Source organism: Mycobacterium sp. OAE908, from assembly GCF_017872775.1.
Classification (GTDB): Bacteria; Actinomycetota; Actinomycetes; order Mycobacteriales; family Mycobacteriaceae; genus Mycobacterium.
The window spans coordinates 111,582-130,022 of the sequence record NZ_JAGGJL010000003.1 but is presented as its reverse complement, the minus strand read 5'-3'; the positions used below and the strand labels follow the sequence as shown (position 1 = coordinate 130,022).

The 18,441-nt window shown below is 65.1% G+C and carries 14 protein-coding genes and 1 pseudogene; 5 read left to right on the top strand and 10 right to left on the bottom strand.

Translation table 11 applies throughout. The features are described 5' to 3' along the window. Positions 1 to 174 precede the first annotated feature (174 nt). Positions 175 to 1,350, bottom strand: a complete 1,176-nt coding sequence (locus J3E61_RS33030; RefSeq protein ID WP_210086880.1) for an FAD-binding domain — start codon at positions 1,348 to 1,350, stop codon at positions 175 to 177. Between the two features lie 205 nt (positions 1,351 to 1,555). On the opposite strand from J3E61_RS33030, the pseudogene J3E61_RS33025 reads away from it, so the two are divergent. Then, positions 1,556 to 2,084, top strand: a pseudogene (locus J3E61_RS33025) (O-acetyl-ADP-ribose deacetylase). 10 nt (positions 2,085 to 2,094) lie between these two features. Here J3E61_RS33025 and J3E61_RS33020 read toward each other — a convergent pair. From J3E61_RS33020 to J3E61_RS33010, 3 genes are read right to left on the bottom strand one after another with little or no spacing between them, the layout of a single operon-like run. After that, on the bottom strand, positions 2,095 to 3,924 hold the full coding sequence (locus J3E61_RS33020; protein WP_210086879.1) for a RiPP maturation radical SAM C-methyltransferase: 1,830 nt from the start codon (positions 3,922 to 3,924) through the stop codon (positions 2,095 to 2,097). After that, entirely contained in the window at positions 3,921 to 6,701 is a 2,781-nt protein-coding gene (locus J3E61_RS33015; protein WP_210086878.1) for an AMMECR1 domain-containing protein, read from the bottom strand. Before J3E61_RS33015 ends, J3E61_RS33020 begins: the two co-directional genes overlap by 4 nt. Before the next feature lie 4 nt (positions 6,702 to 6,705). Further along, complete coding sequence (locus tag J3E61_RS33010; protein ID WP_210086877.1) at positions 6,706 to 7,296, bottom strand: hypothetical protein; 591 nt, start codon at positions 7,294 to 7,296, stop codon at positions 6,706 to 6,708. A gap of 734 nt (positions 7,297 to 8,030) precedes the next feature. Here J3E61_RS33010 and J3E61_RS33005 point away from each other — a divergent pair. From J3E61_RS33005 to J3E61_RS32995, 3 genes are all read left to right on the top strand, one after another. Further along, entirely contained in the window at positions 8,031 to 8,396 is a 366-nt protein-coding gene (locus J3E61_RS33005; RefSeq protein WP_210086876.1) for a hypothetical protein, read from the top strand. Positions 8,397 to 9,408: 1,012 nt separating this feature from the next. Then, a complete protein-coding gene (locus tag J3E61_RS33000; RefSeq protein WP_210086875.1) occupies positions 9,409 to 9,870 on the top strand; it encodes a hypothetical protein in 462 nt (153 codons plus the stop codon). Then, complete coding sequence (locus J3E61_RS32995; RefSeq protein ID WP_210086874.1) at positions 9,863 to 10,288, top strand: hypothetical protein; 426 nt, start codon at positions 9,863 to 9,865, stop codon at positions 10,286 to 10,288. Before J3E61_RS33000 ends, J3E61_RS32995 begins: the two co-directional genes overlap by 8 nt. On the opposite strand, the gene J3E61_RS32990 is transcribed toward J3E61_RS32995, so the two are convergent. The 4 genes from J3E61_RS32990 to J3E61_RS32975 all read right to left on the bottom strand — a co-directional run bounded on the left by J3E61_RS32990 (position 10,285) and on the right by J3E61_RS32975 (position 15,011). Next, positions 10,285 to 11,361 carry an FAD-dependent monooxygenase gene (locus J3E61_RS32990; protein ID WP_210086873.1) on the bottom strand — a complete coding sequence of 359 codons (1,077 nt, stop codon included), beginning with the start codon at positions 11,359 to 11,361 and terminating at the stop codon, positions 10,285 to 10,287. The genes J3E61_RS32995 and J3E61_RS32990 overlap by 4 nt on opposite strands. Continuing rightward, positions 11,358 to 13,268 (bottom strand): LodA/GoxA family CTQ-dependent oxidase, encoded by a 1,911-nt coding sequence (locus J3E61_RS32985; protein ID WP_210086872.1) that lies wholly within the window; start codon positions 13,266 to 13,268, stop codon positions 11,358 to 11,360. The genes J3E61_RS32990 and J3E61_RS32985 overlap by 4 nt, the downstream gene beginning before the upstream one ends. Continuing rightward, positions 13,265 to 14,275, bottom strand: a complete 1,011-nt coding sequence (locus J3E61_RS32980) for a hypothetical protein (protein WP_210086871.1) — start codon at positions 14,273 to 14,275, stop codon at positions 13,265 to 13,267. Before J3E61_RS32980 ends, J3E61_RS32985 begins: the two co-directional genes overlap by 4 nt. Positions 14,276 to 14,423: 148 nt before the next feature. Next, entirely contained in the window at positions 14,424 to 15,011 is a 588-nt protein-coding gene (locus tag J3E61_RS32975) for a hypothetical protein (protein WP_210086870.1), read from the bottom strand. Between the two features lie 226 nt (positions 15,012 to 15,237). On the opposite strand from J3E61_RS32975, the gene J3E61_RS32970 reads away from it, so the two are divergent. After that, positions 15,238 to 15,576, top strand: coding sequence for a hypothetical protein (locus J3E61_RS32970; protein ID WP_192726084.1), 339 nt, complete (start codon positions 15,238 to 15,240; stop codon positions 15,574 to 15,576). A 10-nt stretch (positions 15,577 to 15,586) separates the two neighbouring features. On the opposite strand, the gene J3E61_RS32965 is transcribed toward J3E61_RS32970, so the two are convergent. Together J3E61_RS32965 and J3E61_RS32960 are read right to left on the bottom strand one after the other, a co-directional pair. Next, complete coding sequence (locus J3E61_RS32965; protein ID WP_210086869.1) at positions 15,587 to 17,026, bottom strand: S8 family serine peptidase; 1,440 nt, start codon at positions 17,024 to 17,026, stop codon at positions 15,587 to 15,589. Positions 17,027 to 17,048: 22 nt separating this feature from the next. Further along, entirely contained in the window at positions 17,049 to 18,407 is a 1,359-nt protein-coding gene (locus J3E61_RS32960) for a hypothetical protein (RefSeq protein ID WP_210086868.1), read from the bottom strand. Positions 18,408 to 18,441 lie beyond the last annotated feature (34 nt).

Below are 18,441 nucleotides of genomic sequence, written 5' to 3'. Positions count from 1 at the left end.
GCGATGCGATCAATGGCGCGGTTTCGCCGAGCGGACTTCTCGCGATGCCGTCGACGCAGTTAGGGGCCTCTGCGCCCTGAGATAACAGTTCTGCTGCGGCGACTGCCAACCGTCGCTCACATCGAAGGCTAGCAGCGGGGGTGATGCCCTTGCGCCACAAGGGGTTCAGCTAAGTCACATAGGGTAGTTCGGCAATTCGAAGTCGTCGCGCAGGCTGCGGGACACCAGCAGATCGCCCAAAGGAGCGAACTTCATGGCCCGCATCACCAGATGCCGAAACCGGATACCGAGCTCGGTCTTTGTGGCGAAGACGGGTATGAACTTCTCGGCACCGGCCTGTTTGCCTTCGATAAACGGCCGCATTCGACTCTCATAGGCCTGGAATGCAAGCTCGTGATCGCCCCAGGCGTTCTGGAGTTCGCTGGCCAGCACGTAGGCTGCGGTCACGGCCAGACCGGTGCCCTCGCCTGCCAGCAGGGATACGCAGGCGGCTGCGTCGCCGATCAACTCCACCCTGCCCTTTGACCAGTGATCCATGCGGATTTGGCTGACGGCGTCGAAGTAGAGGTCGTCAGCGTCGTCGAGTGCGGCGAGGATCTGCTTACATTCCCAGCCAGCGTCGCCGAATTCGTTCCATAGCAGCGCCTTTCGCGCGTCAAGCTCGCCTGGGTCGTAGCCTTGGTCGGAGCGGAACACGAACAGAAACAGGGTGCGGTCGCCGCGCAGCGAAAACCGTGCAACTGATCGACCCGGTCGACTGTAGGTCACGTACACCAGTTCGTCGCGCGGACGATAGCCCTCCACGACCGCGGCCGCGACCAGACAGCCCATGTAGTGCTCGGTGTTGGCCTCGGGCCCGAATGTCAGCCGACGCACGTTGGAGTGCAGTCCGTCGGCGCCGATGACGAGGTCGAAGTCGCGGGTCTTGTTCTTGGCGAAGCCCACGCTGATCCCGTCGGGGTATTGATTGATCGCCGTGATGCTGTCGTCGAAGATCGTTTCGACGTCGCGCTGAATGGCAGCGTAGATGATGGCGGCTAGGTCGCCGCGCGCCACGCTGGTGAGCTGTCCGTCGGTCGCTCGCCGGAACCCCTCAACGTTCAGGCTGGCCTGGGTCTGGCCATCGGGGCCGACGGAACGCAGCGATCGCATCTGATAGCCGGCGTCGCGGATGGCCGCCTCCAGCCCCATCCGTTGTGCAACGCGGTAACCCACCCCCCAGAAATCGATCACGTAGCCGCCGGTTCGAAAGTGCGGCGCCCGTTCAATCAACGTCGGCTCGTGACCGGTGCGGTGCAGCCAATACGCGAGTGCCGGGCCGGCGACTCCGGCGCCGGAATCTCTCACCATTCGCCCACGTCGCCGCTGTGCCCGCCGCGCCGCCGGACTGGAACGCCATCGCAGCGCTCACAATCATCGCGGCGGCCCTGATCGCCGCGGGCGTCGCCGGATACTCGCGACGTGACCTGAGCTAATGAGCAACCACGCCAGCAGCTCCGACGTCGACCACGCGACGGATGCCTTCTTTGCGCCCCTGATGGACGAACATAGGGGCATGTCAGCGGTTCTTACGGCGATACAAGCCGATATCACCACACTGCGAGTGGATGCCATCGTTAACGCGGCGAACGAATCGCTGCTTGGAGGCGGTGGTGTCGACGGCGCCATTCATCGCGCTGCTGGACCCGGCCTGCTCGAAGAGTGCCGACGCCTGCACGGCTGCCGCACGGGTGAAGCGAAGATCACCGGTGGCTATGACCTTGCCGCCGCCCACGTGATCCACACTGTTGGCCCCCGATGGGCGGGGAGGCGATGCCGGCGAACCGGAACTGCTCGCGTCGTGCTACAGGAAGTCTCTTGAACTTGCCGCAGCACATGACGTCCGCTCCATCGCCTTCCCTTGCATCAGCGTGGGCATCTTCGGCTACCCATTCGAGCAGGCCGCGCAGGTGGCGGTGTCGACGGTGAAAGCGACGGTGGACAACTTGCCCGGCATCGGCGAGGTCATCTTCTGCTGCTTTACCGCAGACCAGCTGGCCGTATATGAGCAGCTCCCGGGAATCAACGCCGACCCTTTAGCCTGAGCCGAATGGATCAGTGATAGGGGTTGGCGGGCAGCGCAAGCGCCAGGTACTTGCCATCCAGACTGATAACCAAGTCCAGGTCGAGGAACCGCCCCAGCGCCTGCTGTAGCCAATCGACTGGGCGATCCAGGCCGGCCGCCAATTCGTCGAAACTGCGTGCGTCGGTGCACATCTCATAGAGTGCAGCATCGTCGTCATCGAATCGGTAGCCGCGGTACTCATCGCCGCGGCCGTCGTGGATGCTGACCGACTCCCACGTTTTCACCATCCGCAGATACGGCCGATTCTTCTCATCGGCCCACAGGCGTTTCCACTGGCCCACTAGGCGTATGCATTCGCCGTAGGTCTCCTTCGGCAGGCCGCCGACAGTGTCGTGTTCGAAGAAGTACGACACCCGATTCAGGTCGTAGGACGGCGGATAGATGTAGCGGTAGCACCGCGAAGGGCGCAGCCCACTCACATCGTGTTCTTGCGGTTGCTCGAACATCGGTGAGCCGCGGTCGGGGCGGGCCCGCGCAATCGCATACGGCGGCTGTAGGTGCGCGATCTTACGCAGCACTGCGGCCTGGCTGCGGTAGTCCTGTTCGGTTTCTCCGCGGAACCCGTAGAGGATGTTGTAGAGGTTGTTGATGCCGTGATAAGTGGTCCATTTCAACAGCTCCAGGTTGCCCATGCCGGTGATGTTCTTGCGCATTGCCGTGAGCACGTTGGTGGCGAAGCTCTCGATGCCGGGCTGCACGGAGACCAGTCCCCCGCGTCGCAGCTCGCCGAGCTGTGCGCGGGAAAGCTTGGGGCGGATCTCGTAGTGCAGTCGCAGGTCGGTGTGGGCATTGGCGAGCCGTCCGAACAGGCGCGAGATGTAGGCCGGGGCAAGGATATTGTCGATGGCGTTGAAGTCGCGCACCCCGTAGCGACTGGACAGCTCTTTGAGCATCACCAGGACCCGCTCGGGCTTCATTGAACGGAATTCGATCCCTGCCCGGTTGAGCCCGCAGAAGGTACAGTGGTTCTTCATCCCGTACCAGCAGCCGCGTGCGGTCTCGATCGGCAGCATCGCCCGCCGATGTCCAGGATGGCGGTCGTATCCGGTGGCGGCCCGCGTGTGGAAGTACTCGTCGAAGTCGGGGGTCGGCGCAGAGTCCAGATCGCTGAAATTGGCTGCACGGCCTTCGAATACGACTTCGTCACCGTCACGCCACAGCATTCCCCGCAGACCCTTCATGGGTTCTCCGGACCGGATACGCGACACTACTTCGGGCAGCGACGCGTCGGCGTCGCCGCAATGCAAGTAGTCGATTTCGGGGTTGCGCGCCATGATCTCCATGGCGATGTCGTCTTCGAAGGTGGCGCCGCCGAAGATGATCGGCAGATCGGGATGTTGGGCCTTGATGGCCTTGGCCAGCGCGAGGGAGGCCACCATCTGCTGAAAGCACACACTGAAACCGACCAGGCTGTAGGCACTCCAGTCGACCTCACGCAGCGCCCAGTCGATGAAGCTCACGGTCTTGTGATCGCGCACAGCGACGATGTCTGCGACGGTGCCGCCGGCCTGCCTGGCGATGTGTTCGAGGTCGGCGCCGAACTCTTCGAGGTATTCGCCGGTGTCGGACGAATCGCCGAAAGCTGCTTTGGCCCATATCCATTCGCCGACCATGCACGGGTAGACATCAGCCAACGCTTCGTTGAGTTCCCAGCCGATGTGTTCGGCGAACCGAAGGAACAGCGACATGGATTCGACGGCGAACCCGGCTTGCTCGAGTGTGGGTTTGAGTAGGGCGAGCTGGAAGGACGGAAATCGCGACGCCAGCGTCGGCGCACTGATCAGCGCAATGGGTTTCACGAGGCGAGCACCCCGTCGAGGGCCATCAGCGCCGAAAGTGCGTGGTGAACGTAGTCGGTGCGCACCTCGCTGGAGGTCAGTGAGCTTCGCACGCCTCCCAGCGCCCAATCCGCATTCGGCAGCACTGCGGCGTCACGGTCTTGATAAACCAGCCGATCCAGAAACCGCACCCCCGCTCGTGCAGCGCGCCGGTAGCGCGCCTCGCGCTCGCCGTCGCCGTCGCTGTCGGCGGCCGCGCGGACCGCGGCGATTCCTTCTAGATACAAAGCGGTTGTGGCGCCCGGTGTGTCGGGTTGGTGGTCGTTGAGGAAGGCACCGGTTTTGTCGGACTGGAATGTCAACGCCCAGTCGGCGATTTCGTAGGCGAACTTCCACAGCACCACGTCATCGAGCACACTGGCCCACACCACGAAGGCTTGCATCAGCCAAGCAACCGCTCCCCAGGAATGGTTCTGCCGGAAGCGCATCCGGTAGTAGCGCAGGGCGCGGTCGATGTCAGGGCAGCGCGGTGCGCACACGCCACGCTGCGCCGCGACCGCTAACGCAAGCAAGGCTTGGCCGGGCGCGTAGTCCTGATATGCCGCAATGTCGGTGTCGCGGTGAGTGGCGAATCGGCCGTGGCAGTCGATGCGCGACCACAAGTTCTCCAGCATCGTCTCATCAACCGGCACACCGGATTCCAGCTGTGCCAGGACGACGAACGCCACCTCAGAGATCGTCGCAGGCTGGTCATCGACTTGCACCCAGCCACCGTCGACCACATGCTTCTGCAGCCGGTTCAGGTCGTCGATGCATTGCTCGGTCAGACCGGCACGCGCCTTGATCCACGCGCCGTAGGCGAACCGCGCCGGATGCATGCCGGTCCGCAGCCGATCGGCGAACACCTCGTATCGGTTGACGGGGTCACCGGACGGGTCGTGCACCCTTACGGTGTAGCTGGTAAGAAGTTCACGCAGGCGCGCTGCGTCGACATCTTCAGCACCGACAGGTAGGCCGGCTTGCATCCGGTGCACTCCGGCGGCATCGGCCAGCCAGCTCGCACAGTCGTAACGCGTCCAGTAATACGGGGGCCGGGTGATGCCCGCCTTGTCGATCACCTCGTTGACATAGCCCTGCGGGGTGAGGTTGTGGGTCATCGCCACAGACGGCAGCAGGAACCCACGGCGGTGTCCCTGGCGCACGGCCAGCGCCTGATCGCCAAAACGCAACGGTCCGGTCACCCACTCGGGTGCAGCCGCCCCGATCTCGTGCTGGTTGGCGAGCAGTGAGACGCTTACCGCGATCTGCGCGTCGGCCGCCGGGCCGGCGAAACGTTCATCGGCCAGCGCCGCATCGGTGAACTCCGGCAACGACGCTGCGAGGTCACCGTTGAATCCCCCTGCGCAGCCCGCGATCGCACCGTTGGCGTAGACGGTGACGAACAGTCCGCAGATGTCGTCGGGCAATGTGACGGGCTGCCCTGCTCCAGTCGCCCTCATCGCGTGCGCGCGTGCCTGCCGCGCCAGCTCCGTCGCGGCGTCGTGCGGCCAGGCAGGTCGTGGCGAATCGGGCGCGCCGGTCGGCTGCCATCTCACCCCGGGTTCGACGACCTTGACGACGTCGTGGCGATACAGGTGGTAGGGCTCGAGTTCGAACAACTGGGCGTTGCGCCGCGCGGCGTGCCAAAACTGTTGCCACTCATTGGCGATGCCGGGCATGCGCGGCAGGGCACCGCCCATCTGGCTGTCGCGTTCGGTGCTGCGCACCACGATGCCGTAACGGTCGTTATCGAGTTCCCCGACGGTGCATTCTTCTAGCGCACCGAAGAAGGTGACCGCGATCGCGCAGTCGTTCAGGACCGCCTGCGGATCGCTGTGGCTGGCCGAAAGTTGTTGTGCCGTCTGCACAGCGGCGGTGACCACGTCGGTGCACGGTGTCCCCCTGGCTTCGCCCGGGAAGTGCCAGAACCCGTCGCGTGCGCAACGATCGTGTATGTCGGTGCGCCGACGCAGACTGATCCAGCAGCCACCGGAGAAGTCGTAGTCCGCGGCCAGGGTGTCCGGTGCCCGCAGCGCGCGGCCGGTGTTGAGGTATTCGGCAACCGCCTCGCGTGCCAGCACGGCGGGATGCAGGCCCTCGGGGGCGCGGCGAACCGCGGCGGCGAGCGCCACGGCGGTCTTCGTCGGGTTGGCGGGCGGCGGTTCTTCGCCGTCCATGTGCCGCATGAAGTCGGAGAAGATGTCGAAGACGGCCGCCACCCGTAGTCCGCGCGCCTGCAGCTTCGCCACGCCCAGGTCGTAGCGGAAGCGGACCAAGCACACCGCTCCCTCGACTTGAAAACCCGCTTCCTCCAGTCGATCTGCGCACGTCCACGCGGAGAAACCTGAGCTGATGGAGTCGTCGATGATGACTACCGGTTCGCTGGGATCAAGTTTGCCTTCCATCAGCTTGCAAGACCCGTGCTTCTTGGCTTCTTTACGAACCAACGCGCCGCGGTAAAGACCGCCACCGCCCAGGATGCAGCCCTGCAGCAGAGGCACGCCGGTCAGACCGTAGGTCACCAATTGCCGACTCTCAAACGACTGCAGCACATCGAGCAGACAGCTGCTGGCCAGGTGCGCGCCTCGAGGTGTGAGGGTGACGGCCAGCGAGTCGAGCATCCACCGCGCGGACGAGCCGTCGCGCGACAACACCGGCTGTGAGGGTGTGCGGTGCAAGATGCCGTCAGTGCGAAGCATCTCGAGGAATTCCGCGCGCTCGTCCTCGGTCGCCACTGACCGGCGCGCCGTTATCGCCATGCGACTATTCGCGTTCGGGTGACTCCGGCGCGACTTCGACGACGGTCTCCGGTCCGGTTTCGCGGTCGGGACGTTCGGGCGCCACCTCTTGAATCGGTGGGCGGTGCGGATGGTGCCCGGGCCGATCCGGGGAGACTTCGACGATCTTCTCGGGTTTGTCCGGCTTGTCCGGATTGACTTCCGGATATGTCGGCCGCCCGGGATGCTGCGGGGCGACCTCGGGATGATGGCGGCCGGGCTCGTCAGGGGCGACTTCGGGGATCACCCTGTCCGGGTCGTCTTCATCGGGATCCTCAGGCGCGACCTCGGTGTGTATCGGCTTGCCTGGATGCGGCGGGGCGACCTCTGGGTGCTTACGGCTGGGGTGGTCTGGATGTTCCGGCTGGACTTCCGGGTGCTTGGCGGGTTCGGTCTCTGGTGCGACTTCGGTGATGGTCTCTGACGGCTCCGGGCCCTTTTCCGGTTTCCCTTCGGCGGCAACGGTTTCGACGGTCCGCCCGTCGTGGGGCACAGTTGCAGGACGATCCACCTCGACGCCGGGCTCATCGGATCCGCGGCGCCGACCAGTGCCGTCGAGCGCTCGGTCATCAGGCACACTCTCCGGCCGCGTACCGCTCGTTCTGTTCACCTCGACACTCACCACAACCCCCATTCGTCGCGGCAGCGGAGTTCCCCACCCGCTGCGAAGAGCCCTCACCCGACTCCTGGAAACACTCAGAGAGTGGCAAGGATGATGGCAGCGTACGCGCAGTTGTTGCCCGGGGAATGGTTTTGCCGAACTAATCTGTTCCCTCGTTGCGGCAAACCCGCCGCGCGCAGATCCGTGATCACAGCGCAGCCGCGCTTTAGTGGGCCATGCAGAGCGTGACACGCGAGAACCGTTGACGTGTCGGGCAATCAAGATCAGAGCGTCAGGTGCACAACGGTTAAGCTTCGCGCGTTTGCCATGACTGCGCGCCGCGTCGCAGCAGCACTGCAAGCCAGCGGGGTGCCCACGATATCTTTGCTGTCCGACGCCCGCCATGGCGGGTTGTACTGCACGTCTGTGGTACGTCGACGGCCGTTGCCGCGATCTTTTGCTGCGCCCGCCGCTGCTAACAGATCCCGTGGACGGTAATCCCCTGGGGTGTGATCAGCTGGCCGGCTGACTGGGTGGTGGCCGAAATCGGTTGGGCCACTGCGCTGGGGGCATCGCCGACTCAAGACACATGCGATTCGAGTAGTCGTGTACGCGTGCCGCCACGATGGCGCGGCCACAGACTCATGGTTGTCAACTCCATTGCTTCATCGCGGCCGGCCGATTTCCGCGTCGGCAGGAAGGAATCAGAAATGTCATCTACCAATACTGCCGGTGGTCTCCTGACGATCAGCGTCTCCGGGCCGGCCAGCCACGTCAGCGAATTCGATGTCGCGCAGGGGTCTTCGGTACATGTCGAGATCCCTTCGGACTACACAGAAAAACACAACGCACTAGCGACGAAAGACCTCGAGATTCTCAGCGGCATTCTGAGCGGTAGGAGCGACGAGGTGAGCCGTCTGATCTCCGCGGCATCTCGCGGCGAGTTCGATGAGGCGCGCTCTTTGGCCAAGCAGATCGGCATCGTCGAGGACAACTTCGTCTCTCAAGACGGTGGGCTGTGGGGACTGGTCGTCGTCATCGCAGTGGTGGCCGCTGTGACGCTCGCACACGATTAGGCCGGTCAGCGCCCGGCGGTAGCCAAGCAGTCCTAGGCCGTTGCGTCTAAAGGCAAGTCCATTCCGTGCACTCGAGTTTCATCGTGACATCGTGCGGGGGTTTGGTTCCCCGCCCCGATGATCAGACCGGTGGCGAGGATCTCAAGCCCGCGGGTGGCCGATGATATCCCCGGCCTGCAGGAAGTATGAATGTAGCGACGCCAAGCCGAGCATTGCGACGATGGTTGAAATGCCCAAAACGCAACGGTGCGTGTGTATTCGCGGTCTTGATAGGCGGCTTTGACGGCCGCTGCTTCTTCGAGGCTGGCTTGGGCTTTCTTCTGTGTCACAGCCACGTGAGCGGTGCTTGCCCGCATCCCTTGCGAAGCGGCCGCCTTCGCGGGCATCCGCAGCATCGGCCAGTGGGTACGCGGCGTGTGCGTGCGCTGCTCCCGGGTGGTAGAAGTTCGTCGTCGCGTCCGCGGCGGCTCCCATTGACGCCGAGAGGTCATCGGCGACGTTCTGCTTCGGGATCAGCAGCGCGGCAAGCGGTTCGAGCAGTCGTTCTATCGCGAAGGCCGCGACGAAGAACACCGCAGGCGGGCGTCGGTGACCGGCAAGGGGCGTCTGGCCGGCGGAGCCGAGGTCGACGAGACCTTCGGCGACGACCGCGCTATCAAATCCGCTGCAGCGCCTGCTACCACCGACCTTAATTTCGTAAACCGCGCACGGCGCCGACAGCAAAGAATGGGGAATTTGCGACAATTCAGGCGATTATCCGACCGCCGTGGAAGACGAATTCATATCACACGAATGAGATACACACGCGCAGTCTGACCGATCGCCGAGCCAGGTGATATGCGCTGGTCACGGGCCGCCGGCGCCGATAAATTCCACGACCCCCGTGCTCCCTGCGACCGCATTTGATCCCACGAATTTGTCGGCTTTGGTGTGCGAATTCGCCCCATAAAACTCGCTCGATATTCGTACGATGAAGGCAGCTCAGGTCAATCTAAAGAGACGGGGGAATTCCATGGCTGAGGTATTCAAAGTCGTCATCGACGGTCTGCAGTCGCGCGACGCTCACGCCACCATCAATGCCGCCATTCAGCAGGCGGTGGTGACGCACCTGGCCGGCCGCGACGTCGGGGGCGGCCATGACGACGAGGCGGTCCTGCTGAGCAACTGGCGGCTCGCCGGCTACGTCGCCAGGGTCGGCCTGCCCGCGATACAGGCAGATCTCGCCGACCGTACGCGCGAAGCTGCGCCCACCGAAGACCGATTGGGTCGCTTCGAGGTCAACATTGACGGACTGGACCTGCGCGACGAGGAGCGCACCGCGATCGCTGCGGACATCCAGAAAGCGGTGCTGCCTCATATCGCGGCACTGGACCTCGGCGCTCGCGTGCCGGCAGCGGTGTTGCGGCCGCCGGGCTGGCTGGGGTTGATCCTCAAGCCGCTCGAGCCCGAGGAGTTGGACGAGTTCCGTGTCTGACAGCTGCTGCGGCGGCACGAACAGGGTGCACCTGTGTCCGAGCGCGCCGGCCAAACCCGGAGCGATTTTGCTGGGCCTCGTCACGCCCAACGGCCAAATCGCCTACCTGACACCACAGATGCGGATCGACGAGGACTTCGTCGACGTCGCCGCCAAGGGCCGAAGCCCCGAGAAACGCTTCCGGTTCGCCAGTACGTGCGTCGAGGCGGGCTGCGCGCAGTGGACGGGCAGTCGTTGCGGCGTCATCGAGGCCGCCGTGGCCGAGGCCGGCGGACAAGCAATCGACTCGGAGGATTCGTCGCTGCCGAAGTGCTCGATCAGGTCGCGATGCCGCTGGTTTCATCAGCGCGGACGCGACGCGTGCGGGGTGTGTCCGCTGATCATCACCGACCGCGGCGGTGAAACCGGCAGCGTCTAAGCACTTCTCGTCATCTCGTCGGCGCCGTGCTGGCTAAGCCAGAACGGGCGGCTCGCCCACCGCTGTTCGCGGGCATATGCAGCCGAGCGGCGTGCCTCGTAGATGGCGCGCACCTCGCGGTGTCGTGCGGTGATGTCCGCGAGCGCGTTGCCGGTGTTGTGCGCGCAGATCGCTTGTGCCGCAACGACACCGCCGGCGAGCGCGCCCAGCAGTCCTTGCGATGACAGCGGGTCGAACGCGACGGCCGCGTCGCCGCAGGCGATCCACCCCGCTCCGCACACGCGGTCCAGCCATGCCCCACCCGCAGGTGACACCTGCGGTGTCGACCACGCCTTGGGCTCACCGGCCCAACCCTGTAGGTGTTGTCGCCCGCCCAGCCGGGCAGCGAACTCCACGCGGCCACGCAGCGACTGTGCGTCGGCCGGTCGCAGCACACACGCCGCCCCGATGCGGCGCTGTGCCGAGGCGCCGACATACCACCAGCCATCGGGCTCGCTTTCGACGAAAATTCGGGTCGGCAGCAAGTGGTGGGCCTCAAGTTCTCTCACAGCGTGTACCGCCACCAGCGGCGCATCGTTGCGGCGCTTCGCCCCGACCCGCCGCGCTACCGCACTCGCCCGGCCCGTCGCATCGATTACCCAGCGAGCCGCGACATCTGGGCCATGTGCGAAGCGGGCAAGCCATCGCGTCTGGTTGCGGCGCAGTGCGATTACTCGATCAGTGCTCAGCGCGACGCCGATGGCTGTGCAGCGCTGCCGCAGGGCCACGTCGAATTCCTGGCGGTCGATGAACCATCCTGCGCCATCGGGTGAGCCCAACGCATCCGATGCCGCCAAATGACCATTCCCCCAGGCCGATAGCGTTCCGCCGCACCGGCCTGCGGTCAGCCCGTCCAGAGGTGTGAGCCCGGCGGCTGCCAGTACGCGAGCGGCGGCGCCGGGCAGTGACTCGCTGCGGCGCAGGTTAACCGCAGCACGGTGGACGAGCAGAACTGATGCGCCGTCGTGGGTGAGCCGGGCCGCGGCAGCGCAGCCCGCCGGTCCCGCACCGACGACGACGACATCGACGTTCATCGGTGGCGGATTCGCACGCTGCGGAATTCGTGGAACTGCTCCTCGCTTCCCCACCCGGCTCGCACCACGGGATCTGGTGAGGGCGCGAGGATTTCGGCGGCGAGGCCAGCTGCACGCAGCGCATCCGTGACGTGGGCGGCCAGATTCTCCACATACATCACCGGCGGCAAGTCGGGGTCATCGGCGACGCCCTCGCGGGCTTCGATGACACCCAGGCTGCCGAATTCGTCGATCATGCGAGCCATCACCTCAGCGACGCCGGCGCCGTCGCTGATGAGTTTGCGCAGCCACGCGTCGCGGCTGTTGTAGGCCGCGAGGCGCTGCTCGCGCGGCTTCGTCGGGTCGACGGCGATCTGATAGCTCTGCTCGGTCAGCACCTGGTTGGGTACCCGCGCCGGCCAAAACGTCGGCAGGTACGGGTCGAATTCGGGTTCGTAGCCCGACCGGCAGAATGCGGTGTCGCCCTGCCAGGGCAGGGCCATCCACCGGGTCAGCCCACCAGGGGGCTGGGCATACAGCGGACCGTCCAGGCTGAGGGCATTGGTCTGGGTCAGCTGCGGCCCGAGGTCGCGTTCCCGGTCGGTCGGTGGGCGTGACCGGATGCGGAAAGGGCTGCTGTACAGGCTGATCCGGCGCATCGGCCAGGTGAGTTCGCATCCGGGGTGAAAGGCGTCGGCTAGGCAGTAGGTCAGCGCCGCGCGGTCGAGAATGTCGGGCTGATCGGCGATGGGCGCCTGTTCGATCTCGGTGAGTGGCTTGGGTGCGGTGTCGCGCTCAAATCTGCCGTGCGCCCATTCGCCGAGGATCCATGCCTGCAGCGGAGGCAACGCCAGACTGTTGCGCGGCGAGGCGGCGTCGAAGGATCCGAACGCGTCGCCGTAGATCCACGGCCACAGCCGCGGTTCGTTGACAGTGGATGCTCGCGGGCGAAACGCGTTGAGCAACTGCAGGCGAAGCTCGCGGTAGGGATCGCTGCCGCCCGTCGGCGGAGTGGCCAGTCGGTCGATGAAGGCCGGATCGGCGAAGTCCATGGGCCGGCCCCGGCCGAACATCGACGCGAAGCCGGCATTGACCCATTGCAGGTTGGACAACCGGGACAGGACCGGTAGCACGTCGGCGTGAAAGTGCACTGCGTCAGGCTTTGGTAGCCAACCGTTTTCGACGTAGAGGTCGATGAGTAGGTCGGTCATCGTGCGCCAGCTGATGACCTCGGGCGCATAGTTGGGCGGAGTGACGACGACCCACGCGTCATCGACAGGGATCCTGCGCCCGTCGATGACGACTTCGGCGGTGACGGGGCCGTCGGCGGTGTCGTCATACCAGTCGTCGGCGTTGTTGAAGCTGTCCGGGTCGTCCGGGTTATACAGTGGTGCGTCGCTGGCCGAGTGCGAGACGCCGTGGGCACCAAAGACCAGCAGGCGTCCGTCCTCATCGGTGCGCAGCTCACCCAGGGCTACCTCGACGTCCTTGAATTTTCCGCCGTCGAGCTTGAATTCCGGTTTGCCCGATTGCGATTGGCCGGCGATGGATTTGGGTCCTGGGTCGATGACAAGACTTTGGCGGGCCGATCCGCGGATGTTCTGGTTGCGCCGCGGGCACTGTGCGGTGGCGGCGTCGGGGATGTCTAGTGCCGCGGTGAAGCGGTACCACGCCGCTTTGCGGTTGGCGACATGCACCGTCCAGGTGATCTCGGCGGTCTCGGAGGTCAACTCCGATACCACCGCGCCGGTTTCGTCGATGCCGTAAACGCGAAAGCGGGCGGCCTGACGCTTGAGCGCTCCGCTCGCATCCCGCAGACTTTCGGTGGCGGGCGCGCCGATCACCTCGGGACCGATGGTGAAGTCTGTTGTGCTGTCGCCGATCCGGGCGATTCCGATCCCGGGGTGGATCCGGGCCCGCACGATCATGCCGGTTCCCCCGCGGGTTGGCGGCCCCCAACCGGGTCCGGTGAGGACGGTTCGTCCAGCGAGACACCGTTGACGGTGCGCCGTTGATCAGCTGAGGCTGCGTAGGCCAGTCGTCGCGCTTGCGCGATCGAGCCAAGCGGCAGGTGTTCGGCGGGTACCCGCCAGATGTTGAACGCCAGGTTTTCGGCGAACTGAGCCTGACCGGCAGCGGTGATGTTCTGTCGGGGCAGCAGCAAGTCAGCGACTTCTATCGGTTGGCTTTGCGCCTCGTTCCACGGCACCGTCGCATCGTCGATGGGCATGGTGGCGGGATCGGTTTGAATCTGTACGGTCAGCGCGAAGCGGGCCTCGCCAGACTTCAGGCGCGCAGCGAGATCAGCTCCGAGATAGTCCCGGTCGCTGGGTGTTTGAGCCAGCGGCGCGTCTTCGATGGGCGGAGTCAGCTTGTACTTGACGACGTAGTCGGATCCCAGATGAAACGGGACCCCGCTCCAATACGGGGTGCCGAGCACGCTGGCCACCGGCTTGGCCATGTCGCGGAGAATCGCCGCGGTCGCTGGGTGGGCTTGCAGGTAGGGCCCGTAGTCGCCGTCGACGACGCCCGCGCGGGTGAATTCGCACATATCGGTGGCCGTCGCCACGAAAAAGACGTCGTGGTTCTGCATCAGCAGATCCATCGTGGTGTCGCTCGTCTTGCCGATGGACATGGGCCCGGAGACGCCGAACAGCTTCACCCCAATTCCCAACGTGGACTTGAAGTCCGGTGCACGCGGCGGCGTGTCGGAGGAGAACCGCACCCACGCCGGCACCTCGGTGGCGGCGAACAGACCCACACGCAGATCCTCGGGAATGCCGGGGCGCATCCGTAGCACGCCGCGCGCGGCGCCGTGAACCTTGTGGAACACGGTGCGCAGCGCGGGGCGTTCGCCGGCGTCGATGCGTTTCTTCTGGACGATGTCGACGAACATCTGCTTGAGGTTGTCTGCCGCATGCGCTGCGCAGTCCATGGTGTCTCCTCGGCCAAGTGCTCACTACGGATGCCGGGCTTGCCGAAGTCAGTAGCGTGCGCGGCGCAGCGATGATCGCGAGTAGTCGACTACGTGAGTTTCGGGCTGCGGCAAGCAGTGCGCGGGCGGCACGCGACCGCCGTTTGGCTCAGGCTTCCAGGATGATCGCGGTGATCGTTCCGGTGGTTGAGGCCACCAGCGCTCCCCCGCCACCAGCGATGGCGCCGCCAAGGCCGTCGGCCAAGCCGACGCCGAGGAGAAAGCTGGTTGCGTCGAACGCGAAGTGACGCGGGTACAGAAACTCCGCCGGCGGATACAACGGCGAATAGATCGTGTCGGCGCCGTCTTGGTACATCTCCTCCACGAACGCGAGGTTGTCGGCGAGCTGTGGCACCCGTGCACGGGCGGCTTGGACCACCTTGATGACATCGTCGAGCGATTTGTTCTGGATGTCCTCCTCGAGTTGATCCAGCGCTTCGCGGACCTCGCCGGAGACGTTGTCCTTCTGCGCGGTAATGGCGGGCAGCATGTCCAACGCCCGCTGCACGACATCGCGGACCTCGTCGTCGAACGCGCGAACCTGCAGCGCGGCTTCGAGCACTTCCCGTTCCGTCGGCGCTTGCCCCTTCGGGGTGGCGAGGTAGTGCACGACATGCAGCGGATATTGCATGAACGCCTGCATCACTTTGGTGTGCTCGGCGGCGGTGATCTCGGATTTCGCGGTGGTGACCGTCATGGCCTCTCCTTTGGTGGTGAACCGGCGACTTCGATGCTATTGACGTTGACTGCTGCGTTAAATAGGGGGTTTCCCGACATTTTGCAGGTCACGGGCGGCTGTGCTCGCGCGGTCGTGCGGAGGTGGTTGTCTGCGGCATGCCCGGCGCGCGCCGCCCCGCGCGCTTATCCTGGTAGTCGTTGGAGTGGCTGTCGGCTCAGTGAGGCGACGGGCCGAAGGAGTGGTCATGGCCGGTAAGTCGGGTAGCAAAATCAGCCCTGCGCTGCAGGAGCGTCTCGAATCGGTCGCACCCGACGAGGCGATGGAGGTGGTGGTGCAACTCGAGCCGCCACAGATTCCCACACAGGGATCGCGAGCCGAGCGTATCGACGCCACCAAGACCAAATTCGACCGCACCTTGACGGACTTGACGGGCAAGGTCTCCACAGCGGGCGGCAAGGTGCTTTCGGGGGCCTGGATCAACTCGACGGCACGGGTTCTGGCCACCCCCGACCAGATCAAGACTCTGGCAGGCGATGACCATATCCAGGCGATTGACTCGCCGGTCACGCTGCAACCCGACTGATCACGGCTGGTTACTTCAGCTGCAGCAGGCCGCGGCCCTGCTCGTTGGTGGTGAATCCCTTGAGCTTCTTCGTCGAGCCCAGCAGTTGATCGCGCACCTGATCCGGTGTGAGGTGGGGGTTCTGCTGCAGCAGTAGCGCGACCGCGCCGGTCACTTGCGGAGCGGCGTAACTCGTGCCGTAGCCGGCATCACCGAAGCCGCCGCCGACGAGGCAGCAGTCCAGTCGGGGCCCGTTGAGTTCGCCACCGGGTGCCACAAGGTGCGGACGGGTGCGCCGTAGCGCCGGTCCGCGACTGCTGTAGTCGCCGACCCGGGTGCCGTCGAGGGTGGTGCCGCCGACCACGATGATCCCTTCGGCTTCGGCGGGTGTGGTCATTGTCGAGGCGCGAGGTCCGTCGTTGCCCGCGCTCTTGATCACTACCATGCCCAGCGCCCACGCGTTGTCGACGGCGAGGGCTTCTCGGCTCTTGGTTTTGGAGACCGGTCCGGCTCCCCACGAGCAGTTCGCCACGGCCGCACCGTCTTCCAGGGCCTGCTGGATGGCCAGGGCGCCGGCGTGGTCGTCTGCGTGCAGCGCGCGGACGGTGGCCAGCACCTTGTAGTTGTAGATGGTTGCGCCGGGGGCGATGCCGCCGTTGGTGGGGTCGTCGCCGGCGATGAGGCCGCCGACGGCCGTTCCGTGAAAGTCCGGCGTTCCCCACGGCTCGGTGGTGTAGTTGCGCCGCTGCACGACGCGTCCCTGCAACGCGGGATGTTTGGCGGCGATTTCGGAGTCGATGACCGCCACCGTGATGCCGGCGCCGGTGAGGCCGGTTCTGGTGAGGTAGTCGGGTAGCCCGATGGCGACCTGGTTGACGGCGGCCGCTTCGGGCTGCAATTGGCGCGGCATGTCGATCGACGTCACCGCGGGGTCGGCTGTCACGTCGGCAAGGGCGTCGGGCCCCGCCCAGGTGCGCATGGTGCGGTTGAGCCAGCAGACTTGGGTGATCAGCGATTGGATCTGCGGCCAGCCCAGGAAGTCTGGTGAGAGCCCGACCGTCGTGGTCGACAGCCGCTCGATCTCGGTGTAGACCGACGACATCGCCTGGTAGCTGGCGGTGCGTACCCGGTTGACCGCGCTCGCGCGGTCGATGTGCTGCGGCTCTTTGGCCCGCGCGCCGCGGCCGCGGGATGCGGACCGCGCCGCGTCGGGCGTGTCGTCGAGCACCTTCAGCGTGGCGGGCGGATCGAATTCGACGACAGTGGCAAGCGGCTGCTTGCTGGGCGCCACGGCTGGCATCGCCTCCAGCGCCAGTCCACGCATGCCGGGACTGGGCTGTCCGGATGGTCGCCGGTAGACGGCCAAACAGAAAGCGTCGGAGGCCTTTTCGGCCAAGGCGCTGCCGTACAGCCGCTTGGTGTAGGCCCGCGCATCTTTGCGCTCTTCGGTGTCCGTCAGTGCCGTTGTCATTGGGGTGCTCCTTATCTCGCGGTCAGACTTCTCGGTAATCACCGGGTTCGACTTTGACGAATCCGCCGCCGCGCAGCGCCTCGGGTGCAATGGCCTCCGGTGTCACGTTGGTTCCGGTGAAGGTCTGATCGGGGCTTTTGAACGCGGTGCTCCAGTCGGTTTCGAAGATGGGCGTGAAGTATTCGGCGATGTCGGCGTCGGGCACCCACAGCCCGGCTTCCCTGTTCTTGGTGACCGCGAAGTCCGACCAGTTCTGGGAGCTGATCAGCACCGCGGCACGATCGACGATGACCATCTTGTTGTGGCAGTGGACGTATCGGTCGGTGTTGATGTAACGGATGTGTGTGCCCAGCCTGAGCCCGAAGTCATCGGCGAGCATTTCCAGGTTCTTGTGCTCGGCGTCCAAATCGCCCCTACTGAACACCCTGCCGAGCACGATGCGTACTTTCAGGCGTGGGTTGGCCTCGCGCGCGGTGGCGATGGCGCCCAGCAGTTCACGCACCTCTGGTTGCTTGGCCTTGATGTATTGCTGCTCGATGTCGATCGAGGTGGTGGCGGCTTCGAGCAGCGGGGGCATTACCGTCATGTAGTTGTCGGGGCTGGTCACCGGTTGCAGGCGCAGTGGGCCGCTGAGATTGAAGCGCTTGCTAGCGAACAGCTTTGCCGGCCGCTTGGTGGGGGCTGCCTCGAGCAGGATTGCCTCTGGGGGCGGCGCGGCTTCTGGCGCGAGGCCTCCCGCGGCGTCGGTGGCAGCAGCCATGTCCGCGCGCAGGATGTCGGTGAACAGTTTGGCCAGTGGCTTGGAGCGCACCGCCAGGCCGGTGTCGCGGTTACCGGTGCGAAAGTGGGGGCCGGCCACGCCGTCTTGTTCGTTGAGCGGGACGGAGTTCGCGCTGTAGTTGCCGCTTTGCACCAGGGTCCATTCGTCGTCGATGACGATGACCTTCTCGTGTGAGGATGCGAACAGGTGGATGTTGGGGTTCGCGCAGGATGGCGCCGAGACGGCGTCGACCCCGATGTCGGCCAGATCTGCGAAGAGTTTTTTCTCGTCCGCCCCGTCGATGTCGAGCATCAGCGCCACCTTCACTCCGCGGGCCAGCGCGTCGAGCACCAGCTGCTTGATGTATGCGGCGGTGAAGTCGTAGATGCCGATCAGGATGGATTTCTTCGCATTGTCGAAGAGCTGCTTGGTCACCGCGTACGTCGAGTCGGGTGAGGCGTAGGCGATGATGTCGCTTTGCACCGAGACGCTGGGAATCTTGCGCTTCTGGTATCCCCCGAGCTGACACTGCCGGGGCACCATCTCCAGCTCGATGAGCCCTTGTGCCTCTGGGTTGATCGCGCCATCGCGCGCGGTTGATTTGACGGCCCATGTCGGCATCGTGGTTATCCCCTGTGTCGGTGTCTGTTTCGGG